A 24,401-nucleotide genomic window follows, 5' to 3' on the forward strand; every position below is an offset into this window, starting at 1 on the left:
TTGTCTCTCTTTACCCTTATTATGATGTCTCCCGCTCGTGCTGAGAGAGGAGATTTCCTTGATAATATATCGAAACTCGAAATCAACAATCCGCCGGCCTCAGACGCCGCCAGCGGGGATTCGGCGTCGGCTAAACAACATAACGATAGCCGTGATAAAAAAGCACCGCAAAAGCAGGACGTCGTCAGAAAGAAAGTGAATCAGACGAAAACTGAAAGTACGCTTAGCGCTTTGCGCAAACAAAATGCGGAGCTGAGCGCTGCGGCCAAAGCGGCGGAGAAAAAGCTCGATGAAACGACGCGCCAGCTGTCGGCGCAGATTGCCGCGCTGAAAGCGCAGCGTGGGCAGCAAGAGAGCGGCGATCCTGCCGCCGCTAGCGCGCTGATGAAGAAAAACGCCGAGCTGACCGCCGCCGCCGACGCGGCGCAAAAAAAGCTGGATGACACGACCCGCGACCTGTCGGCGCAAATTAGCGCATTGAAGGCTCAGTATGCGCAGCGCGAAAGCGGGCAGAAAACCGCGCTTGATGCGCTAACGAAAAAGAACGCCGAGCTGGCCGCCGCTGCTGCTGCCGCGCAGAAAAAGCTCGATGACACGACCCGCACGATGTCGGTGCAAATCGCCGCGCTGCAAACCCAGAAGGAGCAGGGGGAGAGCCTGCAAAAAACCACCATTGATACGCTGATGGGAAAGAATCTGGAACTTCGCGCAGCAGCAACCGCGGCGCAGAAAAAGCTGGATGAGACCACCCGCACGCTATCGGCGCAGATTGCCGCGCTGAAAACTGAGAACACGCAGGGCGAAAGCCAGCAAAAAACCGCTCTTGACGCGCTGTCGAAAAAGAACGCTGAGCTCATCGCGGCGGCTGAAACGGCGCAGAAAAAATATGATGCTTCAGTCGCTGCGTTGAATGATAAAAATAAAGAATTACAGTCTACGCTCGATAGCCTGGCCATCAAGCAAAGCGATGTAAACCTGGCGGATAAAAGCAACAAAAATGCCTATGCGCTGGGTGTTTTCTACCTGACTCAGGCGCTATCCGATGTGAATAAAATGGCCGACAATGATGTCAAACTGACACCTTCAGCGTTGGTTTCCGGGTTTAACGATGCCTATAATAAAAAACTTAGAATGCAGGAAAACGAAATTGAAAGCATCGTCAACATGCTTAACGAAAAACTATCGTCTAAGTACGTTGATATTGAAAAAAGAATCATGGCTAAAATCAAAAACAAAAAATATGAGGTTTTGCCTAATGGTGTCTATTTTGTGATTGATAAAAAGGGGAAAGCTCCGTACAAGCAGAATGAGACTTTATCCTTGAATATTCTGGAGAAAAAGCTGGATGGTACGCCGATACTTAATACGATGAATTCAACGATGGTGTACGATAAACAAACCGATCCGCTGCTGGCTAAGGTATTATCATCCGGTTTTAAAGGCGGAACGGTAACGCTGTATGGTCAGGCCGGCTCATTATATAGCACCACGCCGGCTGACGTGAATCCTGATACTTTAATCTCCATCACCTTCGAGTTAATGCCCTAAACGATAAATAGCGAGTTCCGGCCGGATTTGCGCATCCGCAAAGTCATTGCCCGTATACGAAATGTTTGCAGTCACGCGCCTGGGACGGATATTGCTTCTGTAACAATCGCCTGGCGGGCAGATTATTACCCAGCGCGCATTTAACCGATTGCTTCCAACTGCAGTAAATCCATCAGATATATGAGGTTTGAGTCAAAGGCGTTAGGGTAGGTACCGAAGCTCTGTTTGGTTTGTTGTTTGGTCAGAAGTCGGTAGTAGCGGAACTGCCAGAGCTTACTGCCGCTGGACTTGATTAATAGGGTAATTCCGTCACCATCATACTGCTGCTAATCATCATATTTAGGTTTGGCGGCTTTGGTTTCCGTATCAGTTAACGGCTTGGTTTTTCTTGCCATGAGTCGTCTCCATGCGTTTAGGCCCAACGAAAACAATAGAGCTTTTCGTTGGGCCTATCAATGGGATTAAAAGGTTCAGATTTAATTAGTTGGCATCAGACTTCGCGGGACAAATTCAAGGCACAAAAAAGCCCGCAGGGCTTGCGCCGTGCGGGCTCTTAGGACTTCATCGGATGACTCTGGTAATCACCGATGGAGAATTTTGGTGGAGCTGGCGGGAGTTGAACCCGCGTCCGAAATTCCTACATCCTCGGTACTACATGCTTAGTCAGTCTTTACATTCGCCTGGCACCTGCGGACAGACACGCCACTACCAGACTAGCCTGATTAGTTTTAACGCTTCAACCCCAGGCAGGGCCTCCACGCGATCTCTTTTGGGTTTGACCTCTCTTTGATCCCCGTCTTAAGAGCGGAAGCTAGGGAGAGAGGGCTCAGAGCAGGTTATTAAGCTGCTAAAGCGTAGTTTTCGTCGTTTGCGACTATTTTTTTGCGGCTTTTTACGAGGCCAACCGCCCCTCGGCATGCACCTTGGGTTTCGCAAATCCCGTCGAATCCAGAATCAGCCCCAATGTGTACGTTGAGTATAACAGATTTATGAATGCGCTTACCAGCCCTCGTTTCGAGGATTATGGCGTCAGGTTGGGTGAAAAATCAGCATCAACAATGATATAGCGTCAGGGTCAGCAAAACTGACCCTGATGGAAAGGGGAATTAACGACCCGCGTGCTTCATAATTCGGGCTTTATCTACCGCCCACTCGCGGTCTTTGATATCGGTACGCTTGTCGTGCTGCTTTTTACCTTTCGCTACGCCGATTTTGACTTTGCACCAGGCGTTCTTCCAGTACAGCGAAAGAGCGACCACAGTGTAACCTTCGCGGTTGATACGCCCGTACAGGGTATCCAGTTCACGCTGGTTGAGCAGGAGCTTGCGGGTACGCGTCGGGTCGCAGACGTAGTGAGTGGAAGCAACGGCCATTGGCGTAAAGTTGGCGCCAAACAGATAGGCTTCGCCATCTTTCAAAATGACATAGCTATCACCTATGTTGGCTTTACCTGCGCGGAGAGATTTTACTTCCCATCCCTGCAGGGCAAGACCAGCCTCGTATTCATCTTCGATAAAGTATTCATGACGGGCGCGTTTATTCAGCGCTATGGTGGCTGATCCAGGTTTGTGGGCTTTTTTCTTAGTCATAATATCCTGAAGTCATCGTCTTAAAACAGTCGTACCTCAATCTTCCCGCGAGGCGTAATGGGCTATCTTAGCACGAGTTGCGGTACAGCGTTTTTTTTAGCAGCAGATAAATGATATTATTTGCACCGTGTTTATATGTGGAACCTGCTATGCCTCAGATTAGCCGTACCGCCCTGGTGCCGTTCAGTGCGGAACAGATGTATCAACTGGTAAATGATGTGAAGTCCTACCCTGATTTTCTGCCGGGCTGTACCGGTAGCCGGGTTTTGGAGCTCGGGCCGACGCAGATGACCGCGGCGGTTGACGTATCCAAAGCGGGTATCAGCAAGACCTTCACAACGCGAAATACGCTGACCAGTAACCAAAGTATTCTCATGAGTCTGGTCGATGGTCCGTTTAAGAAGCTGATTGGCGGTTGGAAATTTATCCCCCTAAGCCCGGAAGCGTGCAAAATTGAGTTTCATCTCGATTTTGAATTCACCAATAAGCTGATTGAAATGGCGTTTGGTCGCATTTTCAAAGAGCTGGCCATGAATATGGTGCAGGCGTTCACGACGCGGGCAAAAGAGGTCTACAGTGCTGGCTAACATCGTCGTTGAAGTAGCCTACGCGCTGCCGGAAAAGCAGTATCTGCAAAGCGTTAAGCTGGAAGAGGGCGCGACGGTCGAGCAGGCGATCGTGGCCAGCGGTCTTCTGGCGCTGCGTGATGATATCGATCTGGCGAAGAACAAGGTGGGTATTTATAGCCGCCCGGCGAAGCTTCAGGATCGGGTCCACGATGGCGATCGGGTAGAGATCTATCGGCCGCTGATTGCAGACCCGAAAGAGCTGCGTCGCCAGCGGGCTGAGAAGAGCGCGGGAAAGTAACCGTTTCGCGCAAAGCTCAGAGATAAAAAAAGCGCTCATTGAGCGCTTTTTGCATATTGATAGCCTTACTCCGCCGTCAGGGCAGGTTTGTTATCAATGTTGGTCAGCACACCGCTGCTGTTGAAGGTCAGGGTAAGCGTCTGTTGGGTAACTTTTTCATGCCCAGGCTGCTGACGGAAAACGTAGAACCAGGTATTGGTGCCAAACGGATCCGACATCATCGGGGTACCAAGAGCATAGGCAACCTGTTGTTGCGTCATGCCGACACGAATTTTTGCTACGTCGGTTGGTGCCAGATAGTTACCCTGGTTGATGTCAGGACGGTAAACCACTCGTTCCAGAGTGGAACAGCCTGCGGTCAACATAAGAAGAACCGCTGCGGCAGCAGTCAGCATTTTACAGCGCATAGTGATTTGATTCCTTTTTGGGCCCGAGCAGTACGTGGCTCATCTGTAATATGCCGATGATAATAGACCTTTGCCCGGTTGGGAACCTTCGGCTGCAGGTCTATCGGCAATTTGCTGTTCACTATGACTCTGTGAAAATCAAAAAGTTTAGGCGGCAAGCAACTCTTTCGCGTTTGCCAGGGTATTACGAGTGACTTCACTACCGCCCAGCAGGCGAGCCAGTTCCTGCAAACGAGCGCGTTTATCCAGAGGGTGCATGTGCGTCTCGGTCATTTCACCGTCCGTTTCCTTGCAGACGAAGAAATGGTGATGTCCACAACCGGCAACCTGCGGTAAGTGGGTGACGCACATCACCTGGGTTGATTCGCCTAATTGACGCAGCAGTTTACCGACGACCGCCGCCGTAGGGCCGCTGATGCCGACATCCACTTCATCGAAAATCAACGCCGGAGTTTCCATCTTACGCGCGGTGATGACCTGAATCGCCAGCGCAATACGTGACAGCTCGCCTCCGGAGGCAACTTTAGCAATCGGCTGCAGCGGCTGACCCGGGTTAGTGGTGACGCGGAATTCGATATGGTCCGCGCCTTCAGCCGTAAGGTGGCGTTCATCAAACGCGACATCAATGGCGAACACACCGTGCGGCATCGAAAGTGAGTGCATACTCTCCGTAATTAGCCGAGTCAATTCATCGGCGCTATTTTGGCGCAGGGTATGCAGCTGCTTTGCCGTATCCAGCGCCAGCTGATGATGCTCAACGACCAGTTGGCTAAGAGATTCCAGAGAACCGGCGCTATCATCCAGCATACGCTGCTCTTCCAGTAGTGATTGGTAAAGGTCAGGAAGCTCTTCGGGCGTGATTTGGTGCTTCCGCGCCAGGGCGATCTGTCGGGAGATACGCTGCTCCAGCTCAAACAGGCGGTTCGGATCGAGATCGAGGCGATCGTGATAATGGCGCAGTTCGTCCGTTGCTTCGCTAAGCTGGATAGACGCCTCTTCAAGCATATCGAGTACCCCGGAGAGGTTACTGTCCATACCTGCCAGCTCGCTGACCAGCTGCTTCGCGGCGTACAGTTGACTCTGCAGGTTGGATTCTTCGCCGTCCGCCAGTACCGTCAGCGCATGCTGGCAGGTCGTCAGCAGCTGACCGCTGTTAGCCAGACGTTTGTACTCTTCGTCAATTTGTTCGAATTCACCCGACTGCGGGTTGAACTCGTTTAGCTCTTTTAATTGATATTGCAGCAGGTCCGCACGGGCTGCGCGCTCCTGGCTTTGCTGCTGATGCTGCGCCAGATCGCGACAGCTTTTATGCCACTGACGATAGCGCTCTGCCATTATCTGAGTAAGCGCATACTCACCGGTATAGCCATCAAGCAGCGTCTTCTGGTGTTCGGGTTTAGTCAGCAGCTGGTGGGCATGCTGGCCGTGGATCTGGATAAGCAGTTGACCCAGATCGCGAAGCTGGGATAAAGGGACAGCCGTGCCGTTAATAAAACCGCGAGAGCGGCCGTCTGCGCTGATGACGCGGCGAAGTAAACACTCACGCCCGTTTTCCAGCTGGTTCTGTTCCAGCCAGCGCTGAGCGGCAGGTGTGTCTTTCAGGGAGAAGCGGGCGCATAGATCAGCCCGGTTGGCGCCTCTGCGCACCATATCGGCTTCCGCCCGACCACCGAGGCACAGCCCCAGCGCGTCGATAGCGATCGATTTACCGGCGCCGGTCTCGCCGGTAATGGCGGTCATACCGCTGTGAAAATCGATTTCAAGCTCACGAACAATAGCAAAATTACTAATAGTGAGTTGTGCCAACATAGCTGCCTTCCTGTATGAAAAACCATTACTGTGTTTTCGTACAGTATAATCTGGTTTTTTATCCAGTAAAGGGGCTGGCTATAAAATCAGAACAATTTTTTCGACCAGCCAAGCTTGGTGCTTAATGTATTGAAATAGCTGTAATCTTTTGGATGGATGAGATTAAGGTGATAATCACAGCGGCGGATCAGCACATCTTCACCATCCTGAATTGGAAGCGCTATCTGGCTATCGCAGCTAATTTCGAGGTCGCTACAGCGTTGAGAAAAGCGCAGGCGAATGGTGCTGTCACCGTTGATCACCAGCGGGCGTGCCGAGAGCGTATGCGGGAACATGGGGACTAGGGTGATAGCATCTAGTGAAGGCGTGAGAATCGGCCCTCCGGCAGAGAGTGAATAAGCCGTGGAGCCGGTGGGCGTGGAGATAATCAGGCCATCGGAGCGCTGAGAGAAAGCAAACACCTCATCAATGTAAACTTCAAACTCAATCATATGCGCCACTTTGCCGGGGTGCAGGACAACTTCATTAATTGCCGTGCTGATGCGCTTCTGGCAATCCTGCTGACACACCTGAGCTTCCAGCAGAAAGCGTTTTTCGGCGATATAGTGGCCTTCGAGCACATCGGCGAGCTGCTGTAGCGCGTTATCCGGGTCGAGATCGGTCAGAAAACCGAGGTTGCCACGGTTAATCCCAATAACGTTAATGTCGTAGCGCGCCAGCGTACGCGCTGCGCCGAGCATATTGCCATCGCCGCCAACCACGACGGCCAGGTCTGCCTGTTGGCCAATTTCGGCCAGCGTCCCGGTCTTCACATTGCTGAGCTGCAGTTCATGCGCGATTTGCTGCTCAACCAGCACTTCATAACCTTTGCTGGACAGCCAGCGCCAGAGCATTTCATGTGTGGTCAGCGCGGTTGGGTGACGAGGGTGTCCCACAATGCCTATACACTTGAAGTGGTTCTTCATGATCTGGATGTCCTTGCGTTAAATGAATAGTGACAATCTGGCCGCGTTCCCTTGAAACCAGGAAACTGATCCCCATAATAAGCGAAGTTAGCGAGATGAATGCGAAAAAAACGCGGAGAAATTCATGAGTAGTAAAGAACAGAAAACGCCTGAGGGGCAAGCCCCGGAAGAAATTATCACGGAGCAGCACGACGACGTTGAGGCGGTAGAGCCTGAGGTTTCGGCTGAGCAGGTGGATCCGCGCGATGAAAAAATTGCGAATCTGGAAGCTCAGCTTGCTGAAGCGCAGAAGCGCGAACGTGAAGTATTGCTGCGTGCGAAAGCCGATGAAGATAACCTGCGCCGCCGTACCGAGCTGGATATCGAAAAAGCGCATAAGTTTGCGCTGGAGAAATTCGTCAACGAGCTGCTGCCGGTCATCGACAGCCTGGATCGCGCGCTGGAAGTCGCTGATAAAGATAACCCGGATATGGCGCCGATGGTTGAAGGCATCGAACTGACGCTGAAGTCCATGCTCGACGTGGTACGTAAGTTCGGCGTGGAAGTGATTGGCGATACGAACGTGCCGCTGGATCCGAACGTCCATCAGGCCATTGCGATGGTTGAGTCCGAAGACGTCGCGCCAGGCAACGTGCTGGGCGTTATGCAAAAGGGTTATACCCTGAACGGTCGTACTATTCGCGCGGCGATGGTCACCGTCGCGAAAGCGAAGTAAATAAGCGAAACGGCTACCGCGAGGTGGCCGTTTTTCTATTCCCTTCTGCCAGTCCGCAGGGGGGGCTATGACTCAGCCACGCTCTCGCGAATGGGTTTAACCGGCATCACCTTCACCCGTTTAATCATATTCTCCTGAACATCAAGAATATCGATATCATACTGTTCAATGCGTACGCGGGTACCCGGAGCGGGGATCTCTTCGAGTGCTTCGAGGATGATACCGTTAATGGTTCGCGCTTCATCTTCCGGGAGATGCCAGTTAAATGCCTTGTTGATTTCCCGTACGTTGGCGGTTCCATCGATAATCACTGAGCCATCATTAAGCGGCGTCACCTCTTCAGCAAGCGTAGGCGACATTGAAGTCGTAAAATCGCCGACGATCTCTTCGAGGATATCCTCAACCGTAACCAGTCCCTGAATGTCGCCATATTCATCAACGACCAGACCCACTTTCTTTTTATTGCGCTGGAATTTCACCAGCTGCGTACTGAGCGGCGTTCCTTCCGGCACGAAGTAAATTTCATCGGCGGCGCGCAGCATGACTTCTTTTGTGAACTCTTTTTTCTCGGTCATCAGGCGATAAGCTTCGCGTACCCGCAGCATGCTGATGGCATCGTCCAGCGTGTCGCGGTACAGCACGATGCGCCCGTGCGGAGAGTGAGTCAGCTGGCGGACAATGGATTTCCAGTCGTCGTTAATATTGATACCGACAATATCGTTGCGCGGGACCATGATGTCGTCAACGCTGACTTTCTCGAGGTCCAGCACGGAGAGCAGCATGTCCTGATTGCGGCGGGAGATCTGCGAACGTGATTCATTAACGATAGTACGCAGCTCATCTTTGCTTAATGCCCCGCTAATGACGATGTCGGTTTTAATGCCCATCATGCGCATCAGAATGCGGGTAATCGTGTTGAGCAACCAGACCAGCGGCATCATCAGTATTTGCAGCGGCGCGAGCAGGAGGCTGCTGGGATAGGCGACCTTTTCCGGATAGAGCGCCGCGATGGTTTTTGGCAGCACTTCGGCAAACACCAGCACCACAAACGTCAGGACGCCGGTGGCAATGGCGACGCCGGCATCGCCATACAGGCGCATACCCACAATGGTGCCCAACGCCGAGGCAAGAATGTTGACGAGGTTATTGCCAATGAGAACCAGGCTAATGAGACGGTCAGGCTTGCGCAGGAGCTTTTCGACGCGTTTTGCCTGACGATTGCCCTGCTTGGCCATATGACGCAGGCGATAGCGGTTTAGCGTCATCATGCCGGTTTCTGAACCGGAGAAATAGGCGGAGATAACCACCATGACGATCAGCGTCACGATCAGCGTGGTGGTGGAGATATGTTCCACTTGGGCTTCCTTAAAGACTTAGCTCATGAACTGTTGCAATACGCGGCTACCAAAGTAGGCCAGCGTCAGCAGCCCTGCGCCAGTCACGTTAAACCAGACGACCCGGCGTCCGCGCCACCCTTCATGATAGTGGCCCCAAAGCAGGACGATATAAACGAACCACGCAATAATAGACAGTACTGCTTTATCAATGTTTTCCGCGCTAAACAGGTTGTGCATATAAAACAACCCGGTGCACAGCGTCAGGGTTAATAGCACCACGCCTATCTGGGTGATGTGGAACATTTTACGTTCAATGCTCATCAGCGGCGGCATTTCGCTACTGAAGGTCAGCTTTTTATTCTTTAGCTGATAGTCAATCCACGCCAGCTGCAGCGCGTAAAGCGCAGCGATAATCAGGGTAGCATAAGAAAAGAGCGACAGGCCGATATGGACCAACATCCCCGGCGTGGTTTCCAGATGCGTGATGTACTCGTTCGGCATAAAGGTCGCGAACGCGAGGTTGATTAAGGCGAAGGTGTAGACAATGGGCAGCAATAGCCAGCCGCGATTACGCGAAGCGACGATGGTCATCACCGTACAGATCATCAGGCTGACCAGCGATCCCACGTTTAATAGACTGAGGTTCTGCCCGCTTTCGCCGCCGGGAAAAATGCGTGACTCTAGCGCGAAGGCGTGACAAATCAACGCAATAGTTGCGGAAAGAATCGCCATCCGCCGCCAGCTGCTGTTTTTTTGCAGCAGGCCAGGGACGATCAGCGCGAGGCTGATGGAGTAGGCGACAAGAGCGAGTAGAGCAAAAACAGGCATATGGGCGTCGACTGTTGACTAAATAGTAAAGAGAAGCAGTATAGCGTCACGCGACTCTGGCTCCAACCGTTGCAGCACATTCGCGTTTATGTCGTGTTATACTGCGCCCATTCCGTTTTTGTGTCGCTGCGGCGACCGACCGTTTCCACCTCAGGCGAGAGACAATGTTTGATAATTTAACCGATCGTTTGTCGCGTACGCTGCGCAACATTAGCGGCCGCGGACGCCTTACTGAAGACAATATTAAAGATACCCTGCGCGAAGTGCGTATGGCGCTGCTGGAGGCGGACGTTGCTCTGCCTGTGGTACGTGACTTCATCAACCGCGTAAAAGAAAGCGCGGTAGGTCATGAAGTCAACAAAAGCCTGACCCCGGGCCAGGAGTTCGTCAAAATCGTGCGCAACGAACTGGTTGCCGCGATGGGCGAAGAGAACCAGGCGCTGGATTTAGCCGCGCAACCGCCAGCCGTGGTGCTGATGGCCGGTTTGCAGGGGGCGGGTAAAACCACCAGCGTCGCGAAGCTGGGTAAGTTCCTGCGTGAAAAGCACAAGAAGAAAGTGCTGGTGGTTTCCGCTGACGTCTATCGCCCTGCGGCGATCAAGCAGCTGGAAACGCTGGCCGAGCAGGTTAGCGTTGATTTCTTCCCGTCTGACGTAGGTCAGAAGCCGGTTGATATCGTTAATGCCGCGCTGAAGGAAGCGAAGCTCAAATTCTACGACGTGCTGCTGGTGGATACCGCCGGTCGTCTGCACGTTGATGAAGCGATGATGGATGAGATTAAACAGGTTCATGCGTCTCTCAATCCAGTAGAAACCCTGTTTGTTGTCGATGCGATGACCGGCCAGGATGCGGCGAACACGGCGAAAGCGTTTAACGAGGCCCTGCCGTTGACCGGGGTCGTGCTGACCAAAGTGGACGGCGACGCCCGCGGCGGTGCGGCGCTGTCGATTCGTCATATCACCGGCAAGCCGATTAAATTCCTTGGCGTTGGCGAGAAAACCGAAGCGCTGGAGCCGTTCCACCCGGACCGTATCGCTTCCCGTATTCTCGGCATGGGCGACGTTCTGTCGCTGATCGAAGATATCGAAAGTAAGGTTGACCGTGCGCAGGCTGAAAAGCTGGCTTCCAAACTGAAAAAAGGCGACGGTTTTGATCTCACCGATTTCCTTGAACAGCTGCGGCAGATGAAAAACATGGGCGGTATGGCCAGCCTGATGGGCAAGCTGCCGGGCATGGGACAGATACCGGACAACGTTAAATCGCAGATGGACGATAAGGTGCTGGTGCGTATGGAAGCCATCATCAACTCGATGACGCTGAAAGAGCGCGCGAAACCGGAAATTATTAAAGGTTCGCGCAAGCGCCGCATCGCCGCAGGCTGCGGAATGCAGGTGCAGGATGTGAACCGTCTGCTCAAACAGTTTGACGATATGCAGCGCATGATGAAGAAGATGAAGTCGAAAGGCGGCATGATGAAGATGATGCGCGGAATGAAAGGTATGATGCCGCCTGGGTTCCCCGGGGGGCGATAGTATCGTCGCTATTTTGCTGTCGGGGCGCGCTTCTTTTTTATCCATTGTTGGCGCGCTCTGGCTCAGTTACCCCATTTAGGGGGCCTTCCACGGCAGAGTTTATAACTGCTGATTGCAATTTCCCCAGAAATCAGTAAAATTTTCGGGCTTTTAATATGACACCGGGCTCCGTTCCTCGATGGGGCCCGGTGTTTTATTCACACAAGAGGATGTTATGGTTACTATTCGTTTAGCACGTCACGGCGCGAAAAAGCGTCCGTTCTACCAGGTTGTTGTTACCGACAGCCGTAATGCACGCAACGGTCGCTTCATTGAGCGCGTTGGTTTCTTCAACCCGATCGCTTCTGCGACCGAAGAAGGAACTCGTCTGGATCTGGATCGTATCGCTCACTGGGTTGGCCTGGGCGCTACTGTTTCCGATCGCGTAGCTGCGCTGATCAAAGCCGCTAACAAAGCAGCTTAATCTGTCACGGTGGTCATGATGAGCAAGCAACACACCGCACAAGCACCTGTTGAACCGATTGTATTAGGCAAGATGGGTTCTTCCTACGGTATCCGTGGTTGGCTCAGAGTGTTTTCCTCCACCGAAGACGCCGAAAGCATTTTTGACTATCAGCCCTGGTTTATCCAGAAGGCGGGTCAGTGGCAGGTTGTTGAGCTGGAAAGCTGGCGCCACCACAATCAGGATATCGTCATTAAGCTGAAAGGCATTGACGATCGCGATGCAGCGAATCTTTTGACTAATTGCGAAATTGTCGTGGATTCATCGCAGCTGCCTGCGCTTGAAGAGGGTGACTATTACTGGAAAGACCTGATGGGCTGCCAGGTAGTGACCACTGAAGGCTATGGTCTCGGTAAAGTCATCGATATGATGGAAACTGGATCTAATGACGTTCTCGTCATCAAGGCAAACCTGAAAGATGCATTTGGTATCAAGGAGCGGCTGGTTCCGTTCCTCGATGGGCAGGTTATCAAGAAAGTCGATCTCGCTACTCGTACTATCGAAGTAGATTGGGATCCTGGTTTTTAAATTCTCCGGATAAACGGTAAAAAAACGGCGCTATGGGGATTGGCTTGTGTTTATAGGTATCGTTAGCCTGTTTCCTGAAATGTTCCGCGCAATTACCGATTACGGGGTAACTGGCCGGGCAGTAAAAAATGGCCTGCTGAGCATCCAGAGCTGGAGTCCTCGTGATTTCGCTCATGACCGGCACCGTACCGTGGACGATCGTCCTTACGGCGGCGGACCGGGGATGTTAATGATGGTGCAACCTTTACGGGATGCCATTCATGCAGCAAAAGCCGCGGCAGGTGAAGGCGCAAAGGTGATTTATCTTTCACCTCAGGGACGCAAGCTTGATCAAGCGGGCGTCAGCGAACTGGCAACCAATCAGAAGCTGATTTTGGTATGCGGTCGCTACGAAGGCGTAGATGAGCGCGTAATTCAGACCGAGATTGATGAAGAATGGTCAATCGGCGATTACGTTCTCAGCGGTGGCGAGCTACCGGCAATGACGCTGATTGACTCCGTTTCCCGGTTTATTCCGGGGGTTCTGGGTCATGAAGCTTCAGCAATCGAGGACTCTTTTGCTGAAGGATTGCTGGATTGCCCGCACTATACGCGGCCTGAAGTGTTAGAAGGTATGGAAGTACCGCCGGTATTGCTGTCGGGAAACCACGCTGAGATACGTCGCTGGCGTCTGAAGCAGTCGCTGGGCCGGACCTGGCTTAGAAGACCTGAACTTTTGGAAAACCTGGCTCTGACTGAAGAGCAAGCAAGGTTGCTGGCGGAGTTCAAAAAGGAACTCGCGCAACAGCAGCATAAACATGATGGGATGGCGTAAGCCCCCAATATCAGTTTACCCAGGATAAGAGATTAAATTATGAGCAACATTATTAAGCAACTTGAACAAGAACAGATGAAGCAGGACGTACCTTCCTTCCGTCCGGGTGATACCGTGGAAGTGAAAGTATGGGTTGTTGAAGGTTCCAAAAAACGTCTGCAGGCATTCGAGGGCGTGGTTATCGCTATTCGTAACCGCGGTCTGCACTCTGCATTCACTGTTCGTAAAATTTCCAACGGCGAAGGCGTTGAGCGTGTCTTCCAGACTCACTCTCCGGTAGTTGACAGCATTTCTGTCAAACGTCGTGGTGCTGTACGTAAAGCTAAACTGTACTACCTGCGTGAGCGTACCGGTAAGTCTGCTCGTATCAAAGAGCGTCTTAACTAAGATTCGCTTTCGCGACATCCTGAATGAGAGGGCTGGCCTGATGGGCTGGCCCTTTTTTTATCTTTATTTTAACCATTTTATTGTGAATCATTTACAATACGGCCCTTATTCGGAGGGGCGGTGGTCAGCGATATTCTTCATCAATCAGCATCTCAACGGCGGGCCGCATGGCTGGCGCTGTTTGCGATCGCGCTGATCGTGGTGGCGCCGTTGATCTCAGTCGCTTTGCAAAAAGATCCGATGAGCGGAATGCACCACGCAATGATGACGATGGCGGAAGATGCGCCATCACATCAGATGGCGATGATGCACGCCGACGCTTCGACGCCGCAACGCTCGCACGGCGTACCGCTCGATCATGCTGAAGCCTGTGGCTACTGCGTGCTGTTAGCTCACGTGCCGGGCCTGATTTTCGCGCTGATGCTGCTGCTTGTCATGGTGCTTCGACGCCAGCGGGTCCCTGTTAGCCGACCAGTACACAAACACTGGCATTACTTTCCCTGGCTTTATCCTCTTACCCGAGCGCCGCCGCGTCCGTCTGCTTTCTCCCTTACATAAAAAATAACCTGCGCACTGCGCAACGTTCTCTTTTGCTTTTAAAAAAGGAAAAGTATGACTACCTGCACCTCTCGCGCGGCATGGCTGAACCTGCTGCGGCGTCTTCATTTCTATATCGGACTGTTTATCGGACCGTTTATTTTTGCGGCGGCTCTGACCGGTACGCTATATGTCGCCACTCCACAGCTGGAAAGCTGGCTCTATCAGAATGCGCTTCGCGGTACGCTCAGTGGAGAAAAACAGCCGCTCAGCGCGCAAATTACCGTAGCAACAGAGGCTATACAGGGAAACCTGCGCCTGCATGCGGTACGCCCGGGGATACTGGCTGGCGATACTACCCGAGTGATGTTTATTGACCCGAACCTTGGCGAGTCGGAAACGCGGGCAATTTTTGTCGATCCGGTGACGTTAAGCGTGAAAGGAGATCTGCCGGTTTACGGTACCAGCGGTATTTTGCCGCTGCGTCAGTGGATTGATTATGCCCACCGCTCATTGCTCCTGGGGAGCGTTGGCCGTCTGTACAGCGAGCTCGCTGCGTCCTGGATGTGGGTTGCCGCTCTCGGTGGGATCGCGCTGTGGTCGATGACCCGCCCGCGTCGTCGCATTAACAATAAGATGCAGAATAGCCGCCGCCTGCATGTCTCTCTCGGATGGGCATTGCTGGTCGGTATGCTCATATTCTCTGCGACCGGTTTAACCTGGTCACAATGGGCCGGTGGTAACGTCGATAAGATGCGCGCCGCCTTTGGTTGGCTGACGCCACAGGTGAATACGCAGCTGGAAAGCGCCGTTCCGGCAGTTCACGATTCGCATGCGGAACATCATATGGGAAGCAAGATGATGGGCGAGGCGGCATCGCCGCTGCGCGTAGAGGAGTTTGACAAGATTCTGCTGGCCGCACGCGCTGCGGGGTTGGATGCCGGCAAGCTGGAGATTCGACCGCCGTCGGGCCCCGGGCGCGCGTGGACGGTAAATGAAATCGACAGAAGCTGGCCAACCCAGGTTGATGCTGTCGCGATCGAGGGGTCAACGATGCGGATCGTGGACCGTACGCATTTTTCCGACTTTCCGCTCATGGCCAAGCTGACCCGCTGGGGGGTTGATTTCCATATGGGAATTTTGTTCGGCCTTGTTAATCAGCTATTGCTTATCGCGTTCGGAACCGCACTCTGCGTGATGATAGTGGTGGGATACCGCTTGTGGTGGATCCGCCGCCCGGCGCGCGCGGCGGCTAACCCGGCCAATACGTTGATACAGGCGTGGTTTGGATTAGCATGGCCCGCTCGTCTGCTGACTGCCGTTATTGCGGTGTTGTTGGGGGTAGCGCTGCCGCTAATGGGGGGCAGCCTCGCGCTATGTCTCGCCGTTGATTATCTGCGCTGGCGCGCAGCAACGGCGATGTTAGAGGCTAAATCAGTCGAATAGGTTGTTTAAGGCGTGCTGATAACCACCGTGACGCGGCGGTTTTCAGCGCGTCCTTTCGCGGTATCGTTACTGGCTATCGGATACTTTTTCCCGAGTCCGCGAGTGGTCAAATTGGCGCGCGGAATATTCGCCCCTTCGGCCCATGCATCCGCAACGCTGTTGGCGCGCTTAAGCGATAACATTTTGTTGTAGCCATCTTCGCCGTAATTATCAGTATGGCCTTCGAGGCGGCTGTGGGTAATACCGGTGGTGGCCAGGCGTGAAGCCATCGTGCGGATTTGCTGCTTACTATCGGCACGCAGGTGGTAATCATTTTTATCAAATAAGATGGTATCAGATATTCCTAATGACCAGTCGCCGTTGGTTTCAGTAAAGCCGTATGACTTCATTGCTGCAATTTGTTCTGCAGAGAATTTTCCTTGCGGAGCCTGGCAGCCGCTAAGAAAAATTGCGGCAAGTAAAGCAGGTGCAAAATATTTCCCAATCATGGTGATTCCTTTTATTTTTGCGTTTGCTGCAAGCGCTGGTGTTTCATCCGATACATATTTTGATCGGCAAGCTCTTGCAGATTTTCCGCGGAGGCATGTTCCCAGGTTAAAGCGTATCCAATACTCAGTGACAGACTGGTGGTGTGGCCATTGTGGAGATTAAATGGCTGGATAAACTGTTCGGACAACGCACGGCACAGGGCCTGAACTTCGGTCTCTGAATGCACATCGCGTAGCAGAATGGCAAATTCATCGCCGCCGAGACGCCACGCCTGATGCTGTTTGCCGACAAAGGCCATCAGGCGGCTCGCGACTTCAATTAACACTTTATCGCCAGCTGCATGGCCCCAGTTATCGTTAATAAGCTTGAAGTTATCGCCATCAAGAAATAACAGCGCGGAACTACTGTGGACGGTTTCGTCTTTCATCAGCTCATTAATGACATTACGGAAAGCCGCTCTGTTAGCCAGACCGGTTAACGGATCGTGCAATGAACTGCGCAGGAGCTGGGCATTTTTAGCCTGAAGCTGCCGCTGCCAGTCCTCCATTTCGCCCAATAGGCTATTAAAGTCCTGGGCAAACAGGTGGAATTCTTCAATGCGCTCTTCGGGGACCCGGCGAGAAAAATGGCGATTTTCGCGAATATCATGCACCACTTCGGTAATGCTCTGTAACGCAGCCACAATGCCGCGGTGCAGCGAGTGGGTCAGGAGCAAGGCGATGCAGGAAGCAAGAAAAATGCTGCCGGTGAGCACAATAATTGAGATGCCAAGAAAATAGCTTATCAGCCGGTCCAGCGCGGTCAGACGGAGTTCACCGATGATTTTCCCCTGGTGCCAGATAGGCTGTACCGTGGGGTCAGGGAATAGCCATTTGCTGATAACGTCGCTGATTTTATCCTGCCTGACCAGCCGCTCGTTATGCCATGAGGCGAAGGGCTTTTGTCGGCCATCGACCAGAATGGCTTTGGAGAATTGCCCCTGTCTTCCCAGCGTGGCCAGCGTATCTTCAGCCGCTGCGCTATCGCCAAAAACGAGCGCGGCTTCCAGGCTGCGGCCCATGGTAGCGGCGGTAAGCTCCAGGTTTTTTTGTGCGTATTGCTTAAGTGTGAATATGGAAGCGGCGCAGAGTAACAGCCAGACCAGTGTCATAGAGATCACCACGCTTATCATGCTGATACGGCGCAGCGCTCTTTTAAATGTGGGGCGCGGGGCCTGAGAAAAATCCTTATTCATGTGATGTTTTCCGGGCAAGCATCAGTACCTCGGGATTAACCCGAACGCCGCTGTGCGTCAGTACATCCAGATTTACGGAAAATCTGACTCTCTCATTGTTTATAAGCAGGCAAAAAGCGCTGCCAATAGAGCAATCGGTGTTTTGTTCCGCAATAAGTAATAGGGGCCGGTTTCCATATTTGGCCGTAAATTCAGACTGTTGGATCGGTGATTCACTGCCAAAATAAAAACCATCGCAGGTCGTCTGTAAGGCTTCTTCTGTATTACGAACAATCACGGGTTTATAAGGCAATATTTCCGGTGCTTCTTCGGCCAGGCTATGGATATAACGTGATGTCGAAAAAATACATAGCCTTGGAGGACCTGATAATTGCGGCCAGCGTGTATAAGTCACGATCCCCGAAACGATCGTCCGAACATTTTCAGACGGTCCGGAGGCAACAGCAGAGATACCCACGAGTGATAGTACTAAAGTCAAAAAGAGACGGTGAAGAACAGTCATTACGGTTCCGTCAGGTTGTCATTGCGTGGGGGATGCAGATTGCTGAAACCCGGGCGAAGAATAGCATTATTGATGAAAAGCGTCATTAGCCAGCCTCGCCGCTTTAAGATAATTCTCACCAGGATTTTTCGTAAAAGAATCGCTTTTAAAAAGGGAGTAACGGGCGTTAAATTGCTATGTGTAAATAATAATGTACAATAGAAAGGGAGTTTAGCGCGATTTAATTTCCATGTGTAAAGTAAAATTTACGTAATATGGATTGAAATCTTTACTTTGTGTGGTATCGTTACGTCATCCTCGCTGAGGCAATAACTATCGCAAACGAGCTATACAGGATCGCAATCATGCAAAAAGACGCGCTGAACAACGTACATATTACCGATGAACAGGTTTTGATCACTCCGGATCAGTTGAAAGCTGAATTCCCTTTGAGCGTTGAGCAGGAAGCGCAGATCGCGCACTCTCGGCAGACCATCTCTGACATCATCGCCGGTCGCGATCCGCGCTTGCTGGTGGTGTGTGGTCCTTGCTCAATTCACGATCCTGAAACCGCCATTGAGTACGCTCGTCGTTTTAAAGCTCTTGCCGCAGAGGTCAGCGATAGCCTCTATCTGGTCATGCGCGTCTATTTTGAAAAACCCCGTACCACCGTTGGCTGGAAAGGGCTGATTAACGATCCGCATATGGATGGTTCTTTTGATGTGGAAGGCGGCCTGAAGATTGCGCGTCGTCTGCTGGTTGAACTGGTCAATATGGGGCTACCGTTGGCGACGGAAGCGTTGGATCCAAATAGTCCTCAGTACCTCGGCGATCTGTTTAGCTGGTCCGCTATCGGCGCGCGTACGACGGAATCCCAGACTCACCGCGAAATGGCTTCAGGCCTGTCGATGCCGGTTGGGTTTAAAAACGGCACCGACGGTAGCCTTGCCACCGCCATTAACGCGATGCGCGCTGCCGCAATGCCGCACCGTTTCGTCGGCATCAACCAGGCTGGACAGGTGTGCCTGCTGCAAACCCAGGGCAACCCGAACGGTCACGTCATTTTGCGCGGTGGGAAAGCGCCAAACTATGGCCCGGAAGACGTCGCGAAGTGCGAAAAAGAGATGACTCAGGCGGGACTGAAGCCTTCCCTGATGGTAGATTGCAGCCATGGGAATTCGAATAAAGACTACCGCCGTCAGCCCGCGGTTGCGGAATCCGTGGTCGCGCAGATCAAAGATGGTAACCGTTCCATTATTGGTCTGATGATTGAGAGCAATATCCACGAAGGTAATCAGTCCTCTGAGCAGCCGCGTTGCGATATGAAATACGGCGTCTCGGTGACCGATGCCTGCATTAGTTGGGAAACCACCGATGCGCTGCTCCGCGAACTTGATAAGGATCTGCGAGGCCATCTGGCGGCTCGTCTGGCGTAAGAGGATTGTATGGTTGCTGAACTGACCGCGTTACGCGATCAAATTGATGAAGTCGATAAAGCGCTGCTGGAGCTGCTGGCGAAGCGCCTGGAGCTGGTAGCGCAAGTCGGAGAGGTTAAAAGCCATTATGGCCTGCCGATTTACGTCCCTGAGCGTGAATCGGCGATGCTGGCCTCCCGCCGTGAGGAGGCTGCTGCGCTTGGGGTTCCGCCGGATCTTATCGAAGATGTCCTGCGTCGCGTCATGCGTGAGTCTTATTCCAGCGAAAACGATAAAGGTTTTAAAACGCTTTATCCGAACCTGCGTCCGGTCGTTATTGTCGGTGGCGGCGGGCAAATGGGGCGTCTGTTTGAGAAAATGCTGACGCTTTCCGGATATCAGGTTCGTATCCTGGAGAAAGACGACTGGTCGCGGGCGGACGAGATTGTCGCCGATGCCGGTATGGTTATCGTCAGCGTGCCGATTCATATCACGGCGGCGACGATTGCTCAGTTGCCTCCGCTGCCGGCGGACTGCATCCTGGTCGATTTGGCTTCGGTGAAAGCGGAACCGCTGCAGGCGATGCTGGCTGCGCATAAAGGTCCGGTATTGGGTCTGCATCCTATGTTTGGTCCTGATAGCGGCAGCCTGGCGAAGCAGGTAGTGGTGTATTGCGATGGCCGCCAGCCTGAGGCCTACCAGTGGTTTCTTGAGCAAATTCAGGTCTGGGGCGCTCGGTTGCATCGTATCAGCGCCGTCGAACACGACCAGAACATGGCCTTTATTCAGGCGTTGCGCCACTTTGCTACCTTCGCTTATGGCCTGCATCTGGCCGAAGAGAACGTGCGTCTTGAGCAACTTTTAGCGCTCTCGTCGCCAATTTATCGTCTGGAGCTGGCGATGGTTGGCCGACTGTTTGCCCAGGATCCGCAGCTCTACGCTGACATTATTATGTCCTCGGAAAATAACCTGGCGCTGATTAAGCGATACTACCAGCGTTTCGGTGAAGCTATCGGCCTGCTGGAGCAGGGGGATAAACAGGCGTTTATCGATAGCTTCCGTAAGGTTGAACACTGGTTCGGGGACTATGCCCAGCGCTTCCAGAGCGAAAGCCGGACGTTGCTGCGCCAGGCGAATGATAATCGGCAGTAAGGCGTAAAACGCGTATACAATAAAGCCAGAGGGGTGACCCGCTGGCTTTTTTATAGGGATGAAAACGATGGCTGAACCACAACCGCTGTTTGATTATACCGGGCATTTACCGGAGTGTCCGACCTGGAGCGAAGCCGAACAGGCCTTGTACTGGGCCGATATTATGGAGTGCGAGATTCATCGTTACGACGTGCGGACGGGTGAACATCAGGTATTACAGTTTCCCGAGGAGCCCGGTTGTTTTGCCCTGCGCGCGAAGGGCGGTTTTATCGTCGCTTTACGTAGCGGTATCTGGCTCACGGATGCGCATGGCCTGCTGCAGCGAAAAGTCTGCGATAACCCCAGCAATCCGCAATTAGCACGCTTTAATGATGGCGGAACCGATCGCGACGGCCGTTTTTATGCCGGAACTTTCTGGGGGCCGGGCGATTTTAACGGCGCGCTCTTGATGCGCATCGATAGCGATCTCTCCCCGCAGGTTATCCAGTGCGATATTCACGGCGCTAACGGTCTGGCGTTTAGCGAAGACAAGCGTTGGATGTATACCTCGGATACGCCGAATGCCGTTATCTATCGAACACCTCTCGATAAGCGGGGCGAGGCGGGGAAACGCGAGGTCTTTCGCCGTTTTCATCTGGGTGAGGGAATTCCTGATGGCGCGGCCATCGATGCTGAAGGTTGCTACTGGAGCGCGATGTTTGACGGTTGGCGTATTGCCCGCTTTTCACCGACGGGCGAGCAGTTGGAGGAGCATCGTTTACCGGTGCGTTGCCCGACGATGGTCTGTTTTGGCGGAACGGATATGAAGACGCTCTATATCACCACCACGCGGGAGAATATGGATGCTGAGGAAGTGGCGAAATATCCGCTTTCCGGGGCCATCTTCACCCTGCCGGTTAGCGTGGCAGGGATGAAGAAATTGCCGTTTATAGAGCGTTAAACCGGATCGACCGGTACCACGTTTTCGCTGGCATAACAGCCCAGCACCTTCATGGAACGGGTTATCTCGGCCAGCTCTTTTAAGGCTTTACGCATTGGCAGTGATTCCAGGTTGGCCTGGATATCCAGATAAAACATCTCTTCCCACGGATTACCGTGAATGGGACGCGACTCCAGCTTGGTCATGATCAGGTTATGGTTTCGCAGCACCAGCAGCGCTTCTACCAGGGCCCCGGCTTGCTGGCCGGTGGCCATCAACAGCGTGGTTTTTGCGGGAACCTGATCGGATACTTCCACCGCTTTACGCGCCAGAACCAGGAAGCGGGTGATATTTTGCGTTTGGTTAGCCTGACAATGTTCCAGTACCTGCAAACCGTGCAGCGCTCCGCCTGCTTCGCTGCCCAGGGCGGCCACGGTCGGCGATTTAGCCTGAGCGACTTTTTCCATCGCTGAGGAGGTGCTATCGGTATATTCAATATTCCAGTGCGGATAGCGGCTGAGGTACTGGCTGCACTGCTGGAACGGCTGCGGATGGCTGTAGACCGTCGTAATCTGTTGCGCGTCGGTGGATGTTGAAACCAGCACGCAGTGATCGATAGGCAGAGTCAGCTCGCCGACGATAGATAAAGTAGTGTGCTGCAGAAGATCGTAAACATCATTGATGCCGCCGGAGCTGGTATTTTCAATAGGGACCACGGCATAGTCGGCCTGGCCCGTCTCCACTTGCTCAAAGATATCGGCGAATTTCGCACAGCCGCTTTCGATAAACTGTTCAAAGTGGCGGGCGGCATACTGGCGGGCCGCAAGATGCGAATATGAACCTTTCGGTCCGAGAAACGCCACGCGGGCGGAGTGCGGATTGATTTTATTGAGGTGCTGCTGCAGTAGCGTTTGTTGGGTAAGGACCGAGTCTTCAATGATCAGCTGGAACAGGCGCGTGATGTAGTGGGCATCGAGATGATGTTTTTTTCCCAACGTCATCAGGCGTTCCAGCAGGTCCCGCTCGCGGTCGATATCCCGCACCGGGCGATGCGATGCCAGCTTGGCTTTTCCTACCTCTACGGCCAGGCCGCGGCGTTCCGCCAGCAGCGCCAGCAGCTTCTCATCCAGAGCGCTGATCTTATCGCGTAGCGCCAGTAATGGGTTTTCCTCGGTCATATGTGTTGCCTTTCTTGTTATTGATTATCAATAAAAAAGGCCTCCCGTTTGGGAGGCCTTGTTGTTCGTCTTCGCATTCTTTATCACACGACGAATTGCCTCCCATTCAGGGGAAGGTAAAAAAGAATGCGAAGAAGAACAGGTTCGGTTGCATGATGAATTCCTTGAGTTAGTGGGGATTACAGTACCTGTACTGTTTTCACTCTGTCAATAAAAAACGCGCCCGGAGGCGCGTGGCATGACACAAGCTTAAGTTAAGGATTACTCTTCTTCTTCCACAAAGCCTGCCTCTTTCACCGATGTGGCGGCGCGGCGGGCTTCCCCTTTGTGCTGCACTTTATTGAGCTGCCGTTCCAGCTTGTTGATCAATTCGTTGATTGCGGCATACATGTCTTCGTGCCGCGCGCTGGCAACCAGATGCCCGTTTGGCGTATTGATGGTGGCGTCAGCGACAAAACCCTGCGGCTCCTTAGAGAGGATGATGTGCGGGTTAATTAAGTGGGTTTGCCATTTATCCAGTTTGGCGAGACGGTCTGCGACGTGCTGGCGGATTGCCGGAGTAATTTCCATTTGTTTACTGGTAATGTTCATTGTCATAAATTTTACCTCTTGTCTTTCCCGTCTTGGTGAACTCAGCATACCTCGCCCAATGTCAAAATGCGTGATTTAAATCACATTTTATTGTCACTTTTTGTCAACAAATCTGTTTTGTGAGACAGGACAGGAACAGGTGAGATTTTACTTGTGGAAAGGAAGAAAGAGAGCCATATTTGATGAGTTAACTCGGCGCTAAACCGCTTCAGCTGAGCTATTTAACGAATAAAAAAACGGCAGCCATTTGGCTGCCGTTTTGCTTATCTAAGGACTATCAGGTGTTCTTGCTGTTGGCCGCAATAATTTTCGCAACCTTGTCAGCCTGCGCGTTCATCTGCATCTGACGGTAGGCGTTTTCCATCTTCGGCAGCGCATCGCGGGTGGCCTGCGTATCCGGATAGTTACGCAGCATGCCGTCTACGCGGTTAACTACCGCAACCCATGCGCCACGATCGGTGTAGTAATCCACTACCGACAGCTCGTACTTCGCCAGACGATCCTTCAGGAACACCATACGTTTATAGGCGTCAGTAGAGTACTGGCTGTTGGGATAGCCACGAACCAGTTTGGAGAAGTCGTTAAAGGCATCGCGCGCGTGTTGCGGGTCGCGGTCAGAACGGTCGACGCCGAAGAAGCCCTGCAGCGCACTGTCATCCAACGCCATATTTGTCAGACCACGCATATAAATAACGTAATCAATGTTAGGATGGGTCGGGTTCAGGCGCACAAAGCGATCGATAGCGGCCTGAGCCAGCGGTAGATCGGCGTTTTTGTAGTACGCATAAATCAGGTCCAACTGTACCTGTTGGGAATAAGGTCCAAAGGGATAACGGTTATCCAACGCTTCCAGTTGCGTTATTGCCTGTTTCCAGTTACCGTCCTGCAGCTTTTGCTGAGCGGTCGCGTAGATCTCATTCGGCGGATTATCGGGCACCTCCTCCTTTGAGCCAGAGCAACCCACCAAAGCCAGGCTCAGTGTGGCTGCTGCCACCAGGTATTTCATGCGCGTCATGACGTTTTGACTTCCTCAAAATGTTTATGCGGGAGAATCTCTGTTCCTGCTCCCGATTAAGACCAGCTACAATAGCACACTATATTAAACGGCAAAGCCGTAAAACCCAACGTTAA

At 52.6% G+C, this 24,401-nt stretch carries 26 protein-coding genes, 1 other RNA gene, 1 pseudogene and 1 other annotated feature; of the genes and pseudogenes, 14 read left to right on the plus strand and 14 right to left on the minus strand.

The window, feature by feature from the left end; genetic code table 11:
• Positions 1-195 precede the first annotated feature (195 nt).
• On the plus strand, positions 196-1,548 hold the full coding sequence (locus GUC22_RS06050) for an FKBP-type peptidyl-prolyl cis-trans isomerase N-terminal domain-containing protein (RefSeq protein WP_227673668.1): 1,353 nt from the start codon (positions 196-198) through the stop codon (positions 1,546-1,548).
• A 203-nt stretch (positions 1,549-1,751) separates the two neighbouring features.
• Here the strand turns inward: GUC22_RS06050 and GUC22_RS06055 are convergent.
• The 3 genes and pseudogenes from GUC22_RS06055 to smpB form a co-directional block, all read right to left on the minus strand.
• Positions 1,752-1,943, minus strand: a pseudogene (locus GUC22_RS06055) (integrase arm-type DNA-binding domain-containing protein); the annotation flags it as partial.
• A gap of 203 nt (positions 1,944-2,146) precedes the next feature.
• Positions 2,147-2,510: a transfer-messenger RNA gene (gene ssrA / locus GUC22_RS06060) on the minus strand.
• Between the two features lie 144 nt (positions 2,511-2,654).
• On the minus strand, positions 2,655-3,137 hold the full coding sequence (gene smpB, locus GUC22_RS06065) for an SsrA-binding protein SmpB (protein WP_004104655.1): 483 nt from the start codon (positions 3,135-3,137) through the stop codon (positions 2,655-2,657).
• A gap of 149 nt (positions 3,138-3,286) precedes the next feature.
• Between smpB and GUC22_RS06070 the strand changes: the two genes are divergently transcribed.
• Positions 3,287-3,724: a type II toxin-antitoxin system RatA family toxin gene (locus tag GUC22_RS06070; RefSeq protein WP_004104653.1), complete on the plus strand. Its 438-nt coding sequence runs from the start codon at positions 3,287-3,289 to the stop codon at positions 3,722-3,724.
• A complete protein-coding gene (locus tag GUC22_RS06075; RefSeq protein ID WP_024358398.1) occupies positions 3,714-4,004 on the plus strand; it encodes an RnfH family protein in 291 nt (96 codons plus the stop codon). Before GUC22_RS06070 ends, GUC22_RS06075 begins: the two co-directional genes overlap by 11 nt.
• Positions 4,005-4,069: 65 nt before the next feature.
• Here the strand turns inward: GUC22_RS06075 and bamE are convergent, their stop codons facing one another.
• The 3 genes from bamE to nadK form a co-directional block, all read right to left on the minus strand.
• On the minus strand, positions 4,070-4,411 hold the full coding sequence (gene bamE / locus GUC22_RS06080) for an outer membrane protein assembly factor BamE (RefSeq protein WP_004123807.1): 342 nt from the start codon (positions 4,409-4,411) through the stop codon (positions 4,070-4,072).
• 147 nt (positions 4,412-4,558) lie between these two features.
• On the minus strand, positions 4,559-6,220 hold the full coding sequence (gene recN / locus GUC22_RS06085) for a DNA repair protein RecN (RefSeq protein WP_024358397.1): 1,662 nt from the start codon (positions 6,218-6,220) through the stop codon (positions 4,559-4,561).
• 86 nt (positions 6,221-6,306) lie between these two features.
• The gene (gene nadK, locus GUC22_RS06090) at positions 6,307-7,185 is read right to left on the minus strand and encodes an NAD(+) kinase (RefSeq protein ID WP_004104646.1); all 879 of its coding nucleotides are present in this window, start codon (positions 7,183-7,185) and stop codon (positions 6,307-6,309) included.
• Positions 7,186-7,309: 124 nt separating this feature from the next.
• Here nadK and grpE point away from each other — a divergent pair, with 124 nt between their 5' ends.
• Complete coding sequence (grpE, locus tag GUC22_RS06095; RefSeq protein WP_116944196.1) at positions 7,310-7,900, plus strand: nucleotide exchange factor GrpE; 591 nt, start codon at positions 7,310-7,312, stop codon at positions 7,898-7,900.
• Between the two features lie 65 nt (positions 7,901-7,965).
• On the opposite strand, the gene GUC22_RS06100 is transcribed toward grpE, so the two are convergent.
• Together GUC22_RS06100 and GUC22_RS06105 are read right to left on the minus strand one after the other, a co-directional pair.
• Positions 7,966-9,255, minus strand: a complete 1,290-nt coding sequence (locus GUC22_RS06100) for an HlyC/CorC family transporter (RefSeq protein ID WP_004853327.1) — start codon at positions 9,253-9,255, stop codon at positions 7,966-7,968.
• A gap of 18 nt (positions 9,256-9,273) precedes the next feature.
• Positions 9,274-10,065, minus strand: coding sequence for an inner membrane protein YpjD (locus tag GUC22_RS06105; protein WP_004123787.1), 792 nt, complete (start codon positions 10,063-10,065; stop codon positions 9,274-9,276).
• Positions 10,066-10,229: 164 nt separating this feature from the next.
• On the opposite strand from GUC22_RS06105, the gene ffh reads away from it, so the two are divergent.
• From ffh to GUC22_RS06140, 7 genes are all read left to right on the plus strand, one after another.
• Entirely contained in the window at positions 10,230-11,597 is a 1,368-nt protein-coding gene (gene ffh / locus GUC22_RS06110) for a signal recognition particle protein (protein ID WP_004123779.1), read from the plus strand.
• Between the two features lie 214 nt (positions 11,598-11,811).
• A complete protein-coding gene (gene rpsP / locus GUC22_RS06115; protein ID WP_004123777.1) occupies positions 11,812-12,060 on the plus strand; it encodes a 30S ribosomal protein S16 in 249 nt (82 codons plus the stop codon).
• 18 nt (positions 12,061-12,078) lie between these two features.
• Positions 12,079-12,627, plus strand: a complete 549-nt coding sequence (gene rimM, locus GUC22_RS06120; protein ID WP_004123774.1) for a ribosome maturation factor RimM — start codon at positions 12,079-12,081, stop codon at positions 12,625-12,627.
• A gap of 46 nt (positions 12,628-12,673) precedes the next feature.
• Positions 12,674-13,441, plus strand: a complete 768-nt coding sequence (gene trmD / locus GUC22_RS06125) for a tRNA (guanosine(37)-N1)-methyltransferase TrmD (protein WP_004104636.1) — start codon at positions 12,674-12,676, stop codon at positions 13,439-13,441.
• Positions 13,442-13,480: 39 nt separating this feature from the next.
• The gene (gene rplS, locus GUC22_RS06130; protein ID WP_004104634.1) at positions 13,481-13,828 is read left to right on the plus strand and encodes a 50S ribosomal protein L19; all 348 of its coding nucleotides are present in this window, start codon (positions 13,481-13,483) and stop codon (positions 13,826-13,828) included.
• Between the two features lie 120 nt (positions 13,829-13,948).
• Complete coding sequence (locus GUC22_RS06135; RefSeq protein ID WP_102649986.1) at positions 13,949-14,386, plus strand: DUF2946 domain-containing protein; 438 nt, start codon at positions 13,949-13,951, stop codon at positions 14,384-14,386.
• A 54-nt stretch (positions 14,387-14,440) separates the two neighbouring features.
• Complete coding sequence (locus GUC22_RS06140) at positions 14,441-15,811, plus strand: PepSY-associated TM helix domain-containing protein (protein WP_049086776.1); 1,371 nt, start codon at positions 14,441-14,443, stop codon at positions 15,809-15,811.
• 5 nt (positions 15,812-15,816) lie between these two features.
• Here the strand turns inward: GUC22_RS06140 and GUC22_RS06145 are convergent, their stop codons facing one another.
• Genes GUC22_RS06145 through GUC22_RS06155 form a run of 3 tightly spaced genes read right to left on the minus strand, consistent with a single transcriptional unit; the run spans position 15,817 to position 18,036 of the window.
• Positions 15,817-16,299, minus strand: a complete 483-nt coding sequence (locus GUC22_RS06145; RefSeq protein ID WP_160183430.1) for an OmpA family protein — start codon at positions 16,297-16,299, stop codon at positions 15,817-15,819.
• Between the two features lie 11 nt (positions 16,300-16,310).
• Positions 16,311-17,534 carry a diguanylate cyclase DgcN gene (gene dgcN, locus GUC22_RS06150; RefSeq protein ID WP_004136930.1) on the minus strand — a complete coding sequence of 408 codons (1,224 nt, stop codon included), beginning with the start codon at positions 17,532-17,534 and terminating at the stop codon, positions 16,311-16,313.
• The gene (locus GUC22_RS06155) at positions 17,527-18,036 is read right to left on the minus strand and encodes a YfiR family protein (protein ID WP_049250678.1); all 510 of its coding nucleotides are present in this window, start codon (positions 18,034-18,036) and stop codon (positions 17,527-17,529) included. The genes dgcN and GUC22_RS06155 overlap by 8 nt, the downstream gene beginning before the upstream one ends.
• 344 nt (positions 18,037-18,380) lie before the next feature.
• Here GUC22_RS06155 and aroF point away from each other — a divergent pair, with 344 nt between their 5' ends.
• The 3 genes from aroF (at position 18,381) to GUC22_RS06170 (ending at position 21,522) form a co-directional block, all read left to right on the plus strand.
• Positions 18,381-19,451, plus strand: coding sequence for a 3-deoxy-7-phosphoheptulonate synthase AroF (gene aroF, locus GUC22_RS06160; RefSeq protein WP_049086780.1), 1,071 nt, complete (start codon positions 18,381-18,383; stop codon positions 19,449-19,451).
• A 9-nt stretch (positions 19,452-19,460) separates the two neighbouring features.
• Entirely contained in the window at positions 19,461-20,582 is a 1,122-nt protein-coding gene (gene tyrA / locus GUC22_RS06165) for a bifunctional chorismate mutase/prephenate dehydrogenase (RefSeq protein ID WP_004136934.1), read from the plus strand.
• A gap of 67 nt (positions 20,583-20,649) precedes the next feature.
• On the plus strand, positions 20,650-21,522 hold the full coding sequence (locus GUC22_RS06170; RefSeq protein ID WP_160183431.1) for an SMP-30/gluconolactonase/LRE family protein: 873 nt from the start codon (positions 20,650-20,652) through the stop codon (positions 21,520-21,522).
• Here the strand turns inward: GUC22_RS06170 and pheA are convergent.
• The 3 genes from pheA to bamD all read right to left on the minus strand — a co-directional run bounded on the left by pheA (position 21,519) and on the right by bamD (position 24,285).
• The gene (gene pheA / locus GUC22_RS06175) at positions 21,519-22,679 is read right to left on the minus strand and encodes a bifunctional chorismate mutase/prephenate dehydratase (protein ID WP_024358391.1); all 1,161 of its coding nucleotides are present in this window, start codon (positions 22,677-22,679) and stop codon (positions 21,519-21,521) included. The genes GUC22_RS06170 and pheA overlap by 4 nt on opposite strands.
• 30 nt (positions 22,680-22,709) lie before the next feature.
• Positions 22,710-22,834, minus strand: a sequence feature (Phe leader region).
• A 106-nt stretch (positions 22,835-22,940) separates the two neighbouring features.
• Positions 22,941-23,276: a ribosome-associated translation inhibitor RaiA gene (gene raiA, locus GUC22_RS06180; RefSeq protein ID WP_004104616.1), complete on the minus strand. Its 336-nt coding sequence runs from the start codon at positions 23,274-23,276 to the stop codon at positions 22,941-22,943.
• Positions 23,277-23,547: 271 nt separating this feature from the next.
• The gene (gene bamD, locus GUC22_RS06185; protein WP_004123741.1) at positions 23,548-24,285 is read right to left on the minus strand and encodes an outer membrane protein assembly factor BamD; all 738 of its coding nucleotides are present in this window, start codon (positions 24,283-24,285) and stop codon (positions 23,548-23,550) included.
• Between the last annotated feature and the right edge of the window lie 116 nt (positions 24,286-24,401).

Origin of the sequence: Klebsiella sp. MPUS7 (assembly GCF_009905335.1) — a bacterium.
Taxonomy (GTDB): Bacteria; Pseudomonadota; Gammaproteobacteria; order Enterobacterales; family Enterobacteriaceae; genus Klebsiella; species Klebsiella grimontii.

Coding starts and splice junctions, on each gene's coding strand:
- rplS (WP_004104634.1), top strand. CDS start 13,481: ATGAGCAACATTATTAAGCAACTTGAACAAGAACAGATGAAGCAGGAC.
- GUC22_RS06170 (WP_160183431.1), top strand. CDS start 20,650: ATGGCTGAACCACAACCGCTGTTTGATTATACCGGGCATTTACCGGAG.
- rpsP (WP_004123777.1), top strand. CDS start 11,812: ATGGTTACTATTCGTTTAGCACGTCACGGCGCGAAAAAGCGTCCGTTC.
- GUC22_RS06155 (WP_049250678.1), bottom strand. CDS start 18,036: ATGACTGTTCTTCACCGTCTCTTTTTGACTTTAGTACTATCACTCGTG.
- ffh (WP_004123779.1), top strand. CDS start 10,230: ATGTTTGATAATTTAACCGATCGTTTGTCGCGTACGCTGCGCAACATT.
- nadK (WP_004104646.1), bottom strand. CDS start 7,185: ATGAAGAACCACTTCAAGTGTATAGGCATTGTGGGACACCCTCGTCAC.
- pheA (WP_024358391.1), bottom strand. CDS start 22,679: ATGACCGAGGAAAACCCATTACTGGCGCTACGCGATAAGATCAGCGCT.
- tyrA (WP_004136934.1), top strand. CDS start 19,461: ATGGTTGCTGAACTGACCGCGTTACGCGATCAAATTGATGAAGTCGAT.
- GUC22_RS06070 (WP_004104653.1), top strand. CDS start 3,287: ATGCCTCAGATTAGCCGTACCGCCCTGGTGCCGTTCAGTGCGGAACAG.
- grpE (WP_116944196.1), top strand. CDS start 7,310: ATGAGTAGTAAAGAACAGAAAACGCCTGAGGGGCAAGCCCCGGAAGAA.
- aroF (WP_049086780.1), top strand. CDS start 18,381: ATGCAAAAAGACGCGCTGAACAACGTACATATTACCGATGAACAGGTT.
- recN (WP_024358397.1), bottom strand. CDS start 6,220: ATGTTGGCACAACTCACTATTAGTAATTTTGCTATTGTTCGTGAGCTT.
- GUC22_RS06105 (WP_004123787.1), bottom strand. CDS start 10,065: ATGCCTGTTTTTGCTCTACTCGCTCTTGTCGCCTACTCCATCAGCCTC.
- GUC22_RS06145 (WP_160183430.1), bottom strand. CDS start 16,299: ATGATTGGGAAATATTTTGCACCTGCTTTACTTGCCGCAATTTTTCTT.
- dgcN (WP_004136930.1), bottom strand. CDS start 17,534: ATGAATAAGGATTTTTCTCAGGCCCCGCGCCCCACATTTAAAAGAGCG.
- GUC22_RS06140 (WP_049086776.1), top strand. CDS start 14,441: ATGACTACCTGCACCTCTCGCGCGGCATGGCTGAACCTGCTGCGGCGT.
- raiA (WP_004104616.1), bottom strand. CDS start 23,276: ATGACAATGAACATTACCAGTAAACAAATGGAAATTACTCCGGCAATC.
- smpB (WP_004104655.1), bottom strand. CDS start 3,137: ATGACTAAGAAAAAAGCCCACAAACCTGGATCAGCCACCATAGCGCTG.
- bamE (WP_004123807.1), bottom strand. CDS start 4,411: ATGCGCTGTAAAATGCTGACTGCTGCCGCAGCGGTTCTTCTTATGTTG.
- rimM (WP_004123774.1), top strand. CDS start 12,079: ATGAGCAAGCAACACACCGCACAAGCACCTGTTGAACCGATTGTATTA.
- bamD (WP_004123741.1), bottom strand. CDS start 24,285: ATGACGCGCATGAAATACCTGGTGGCAGCAGCCACACTGAGCCTGGCT.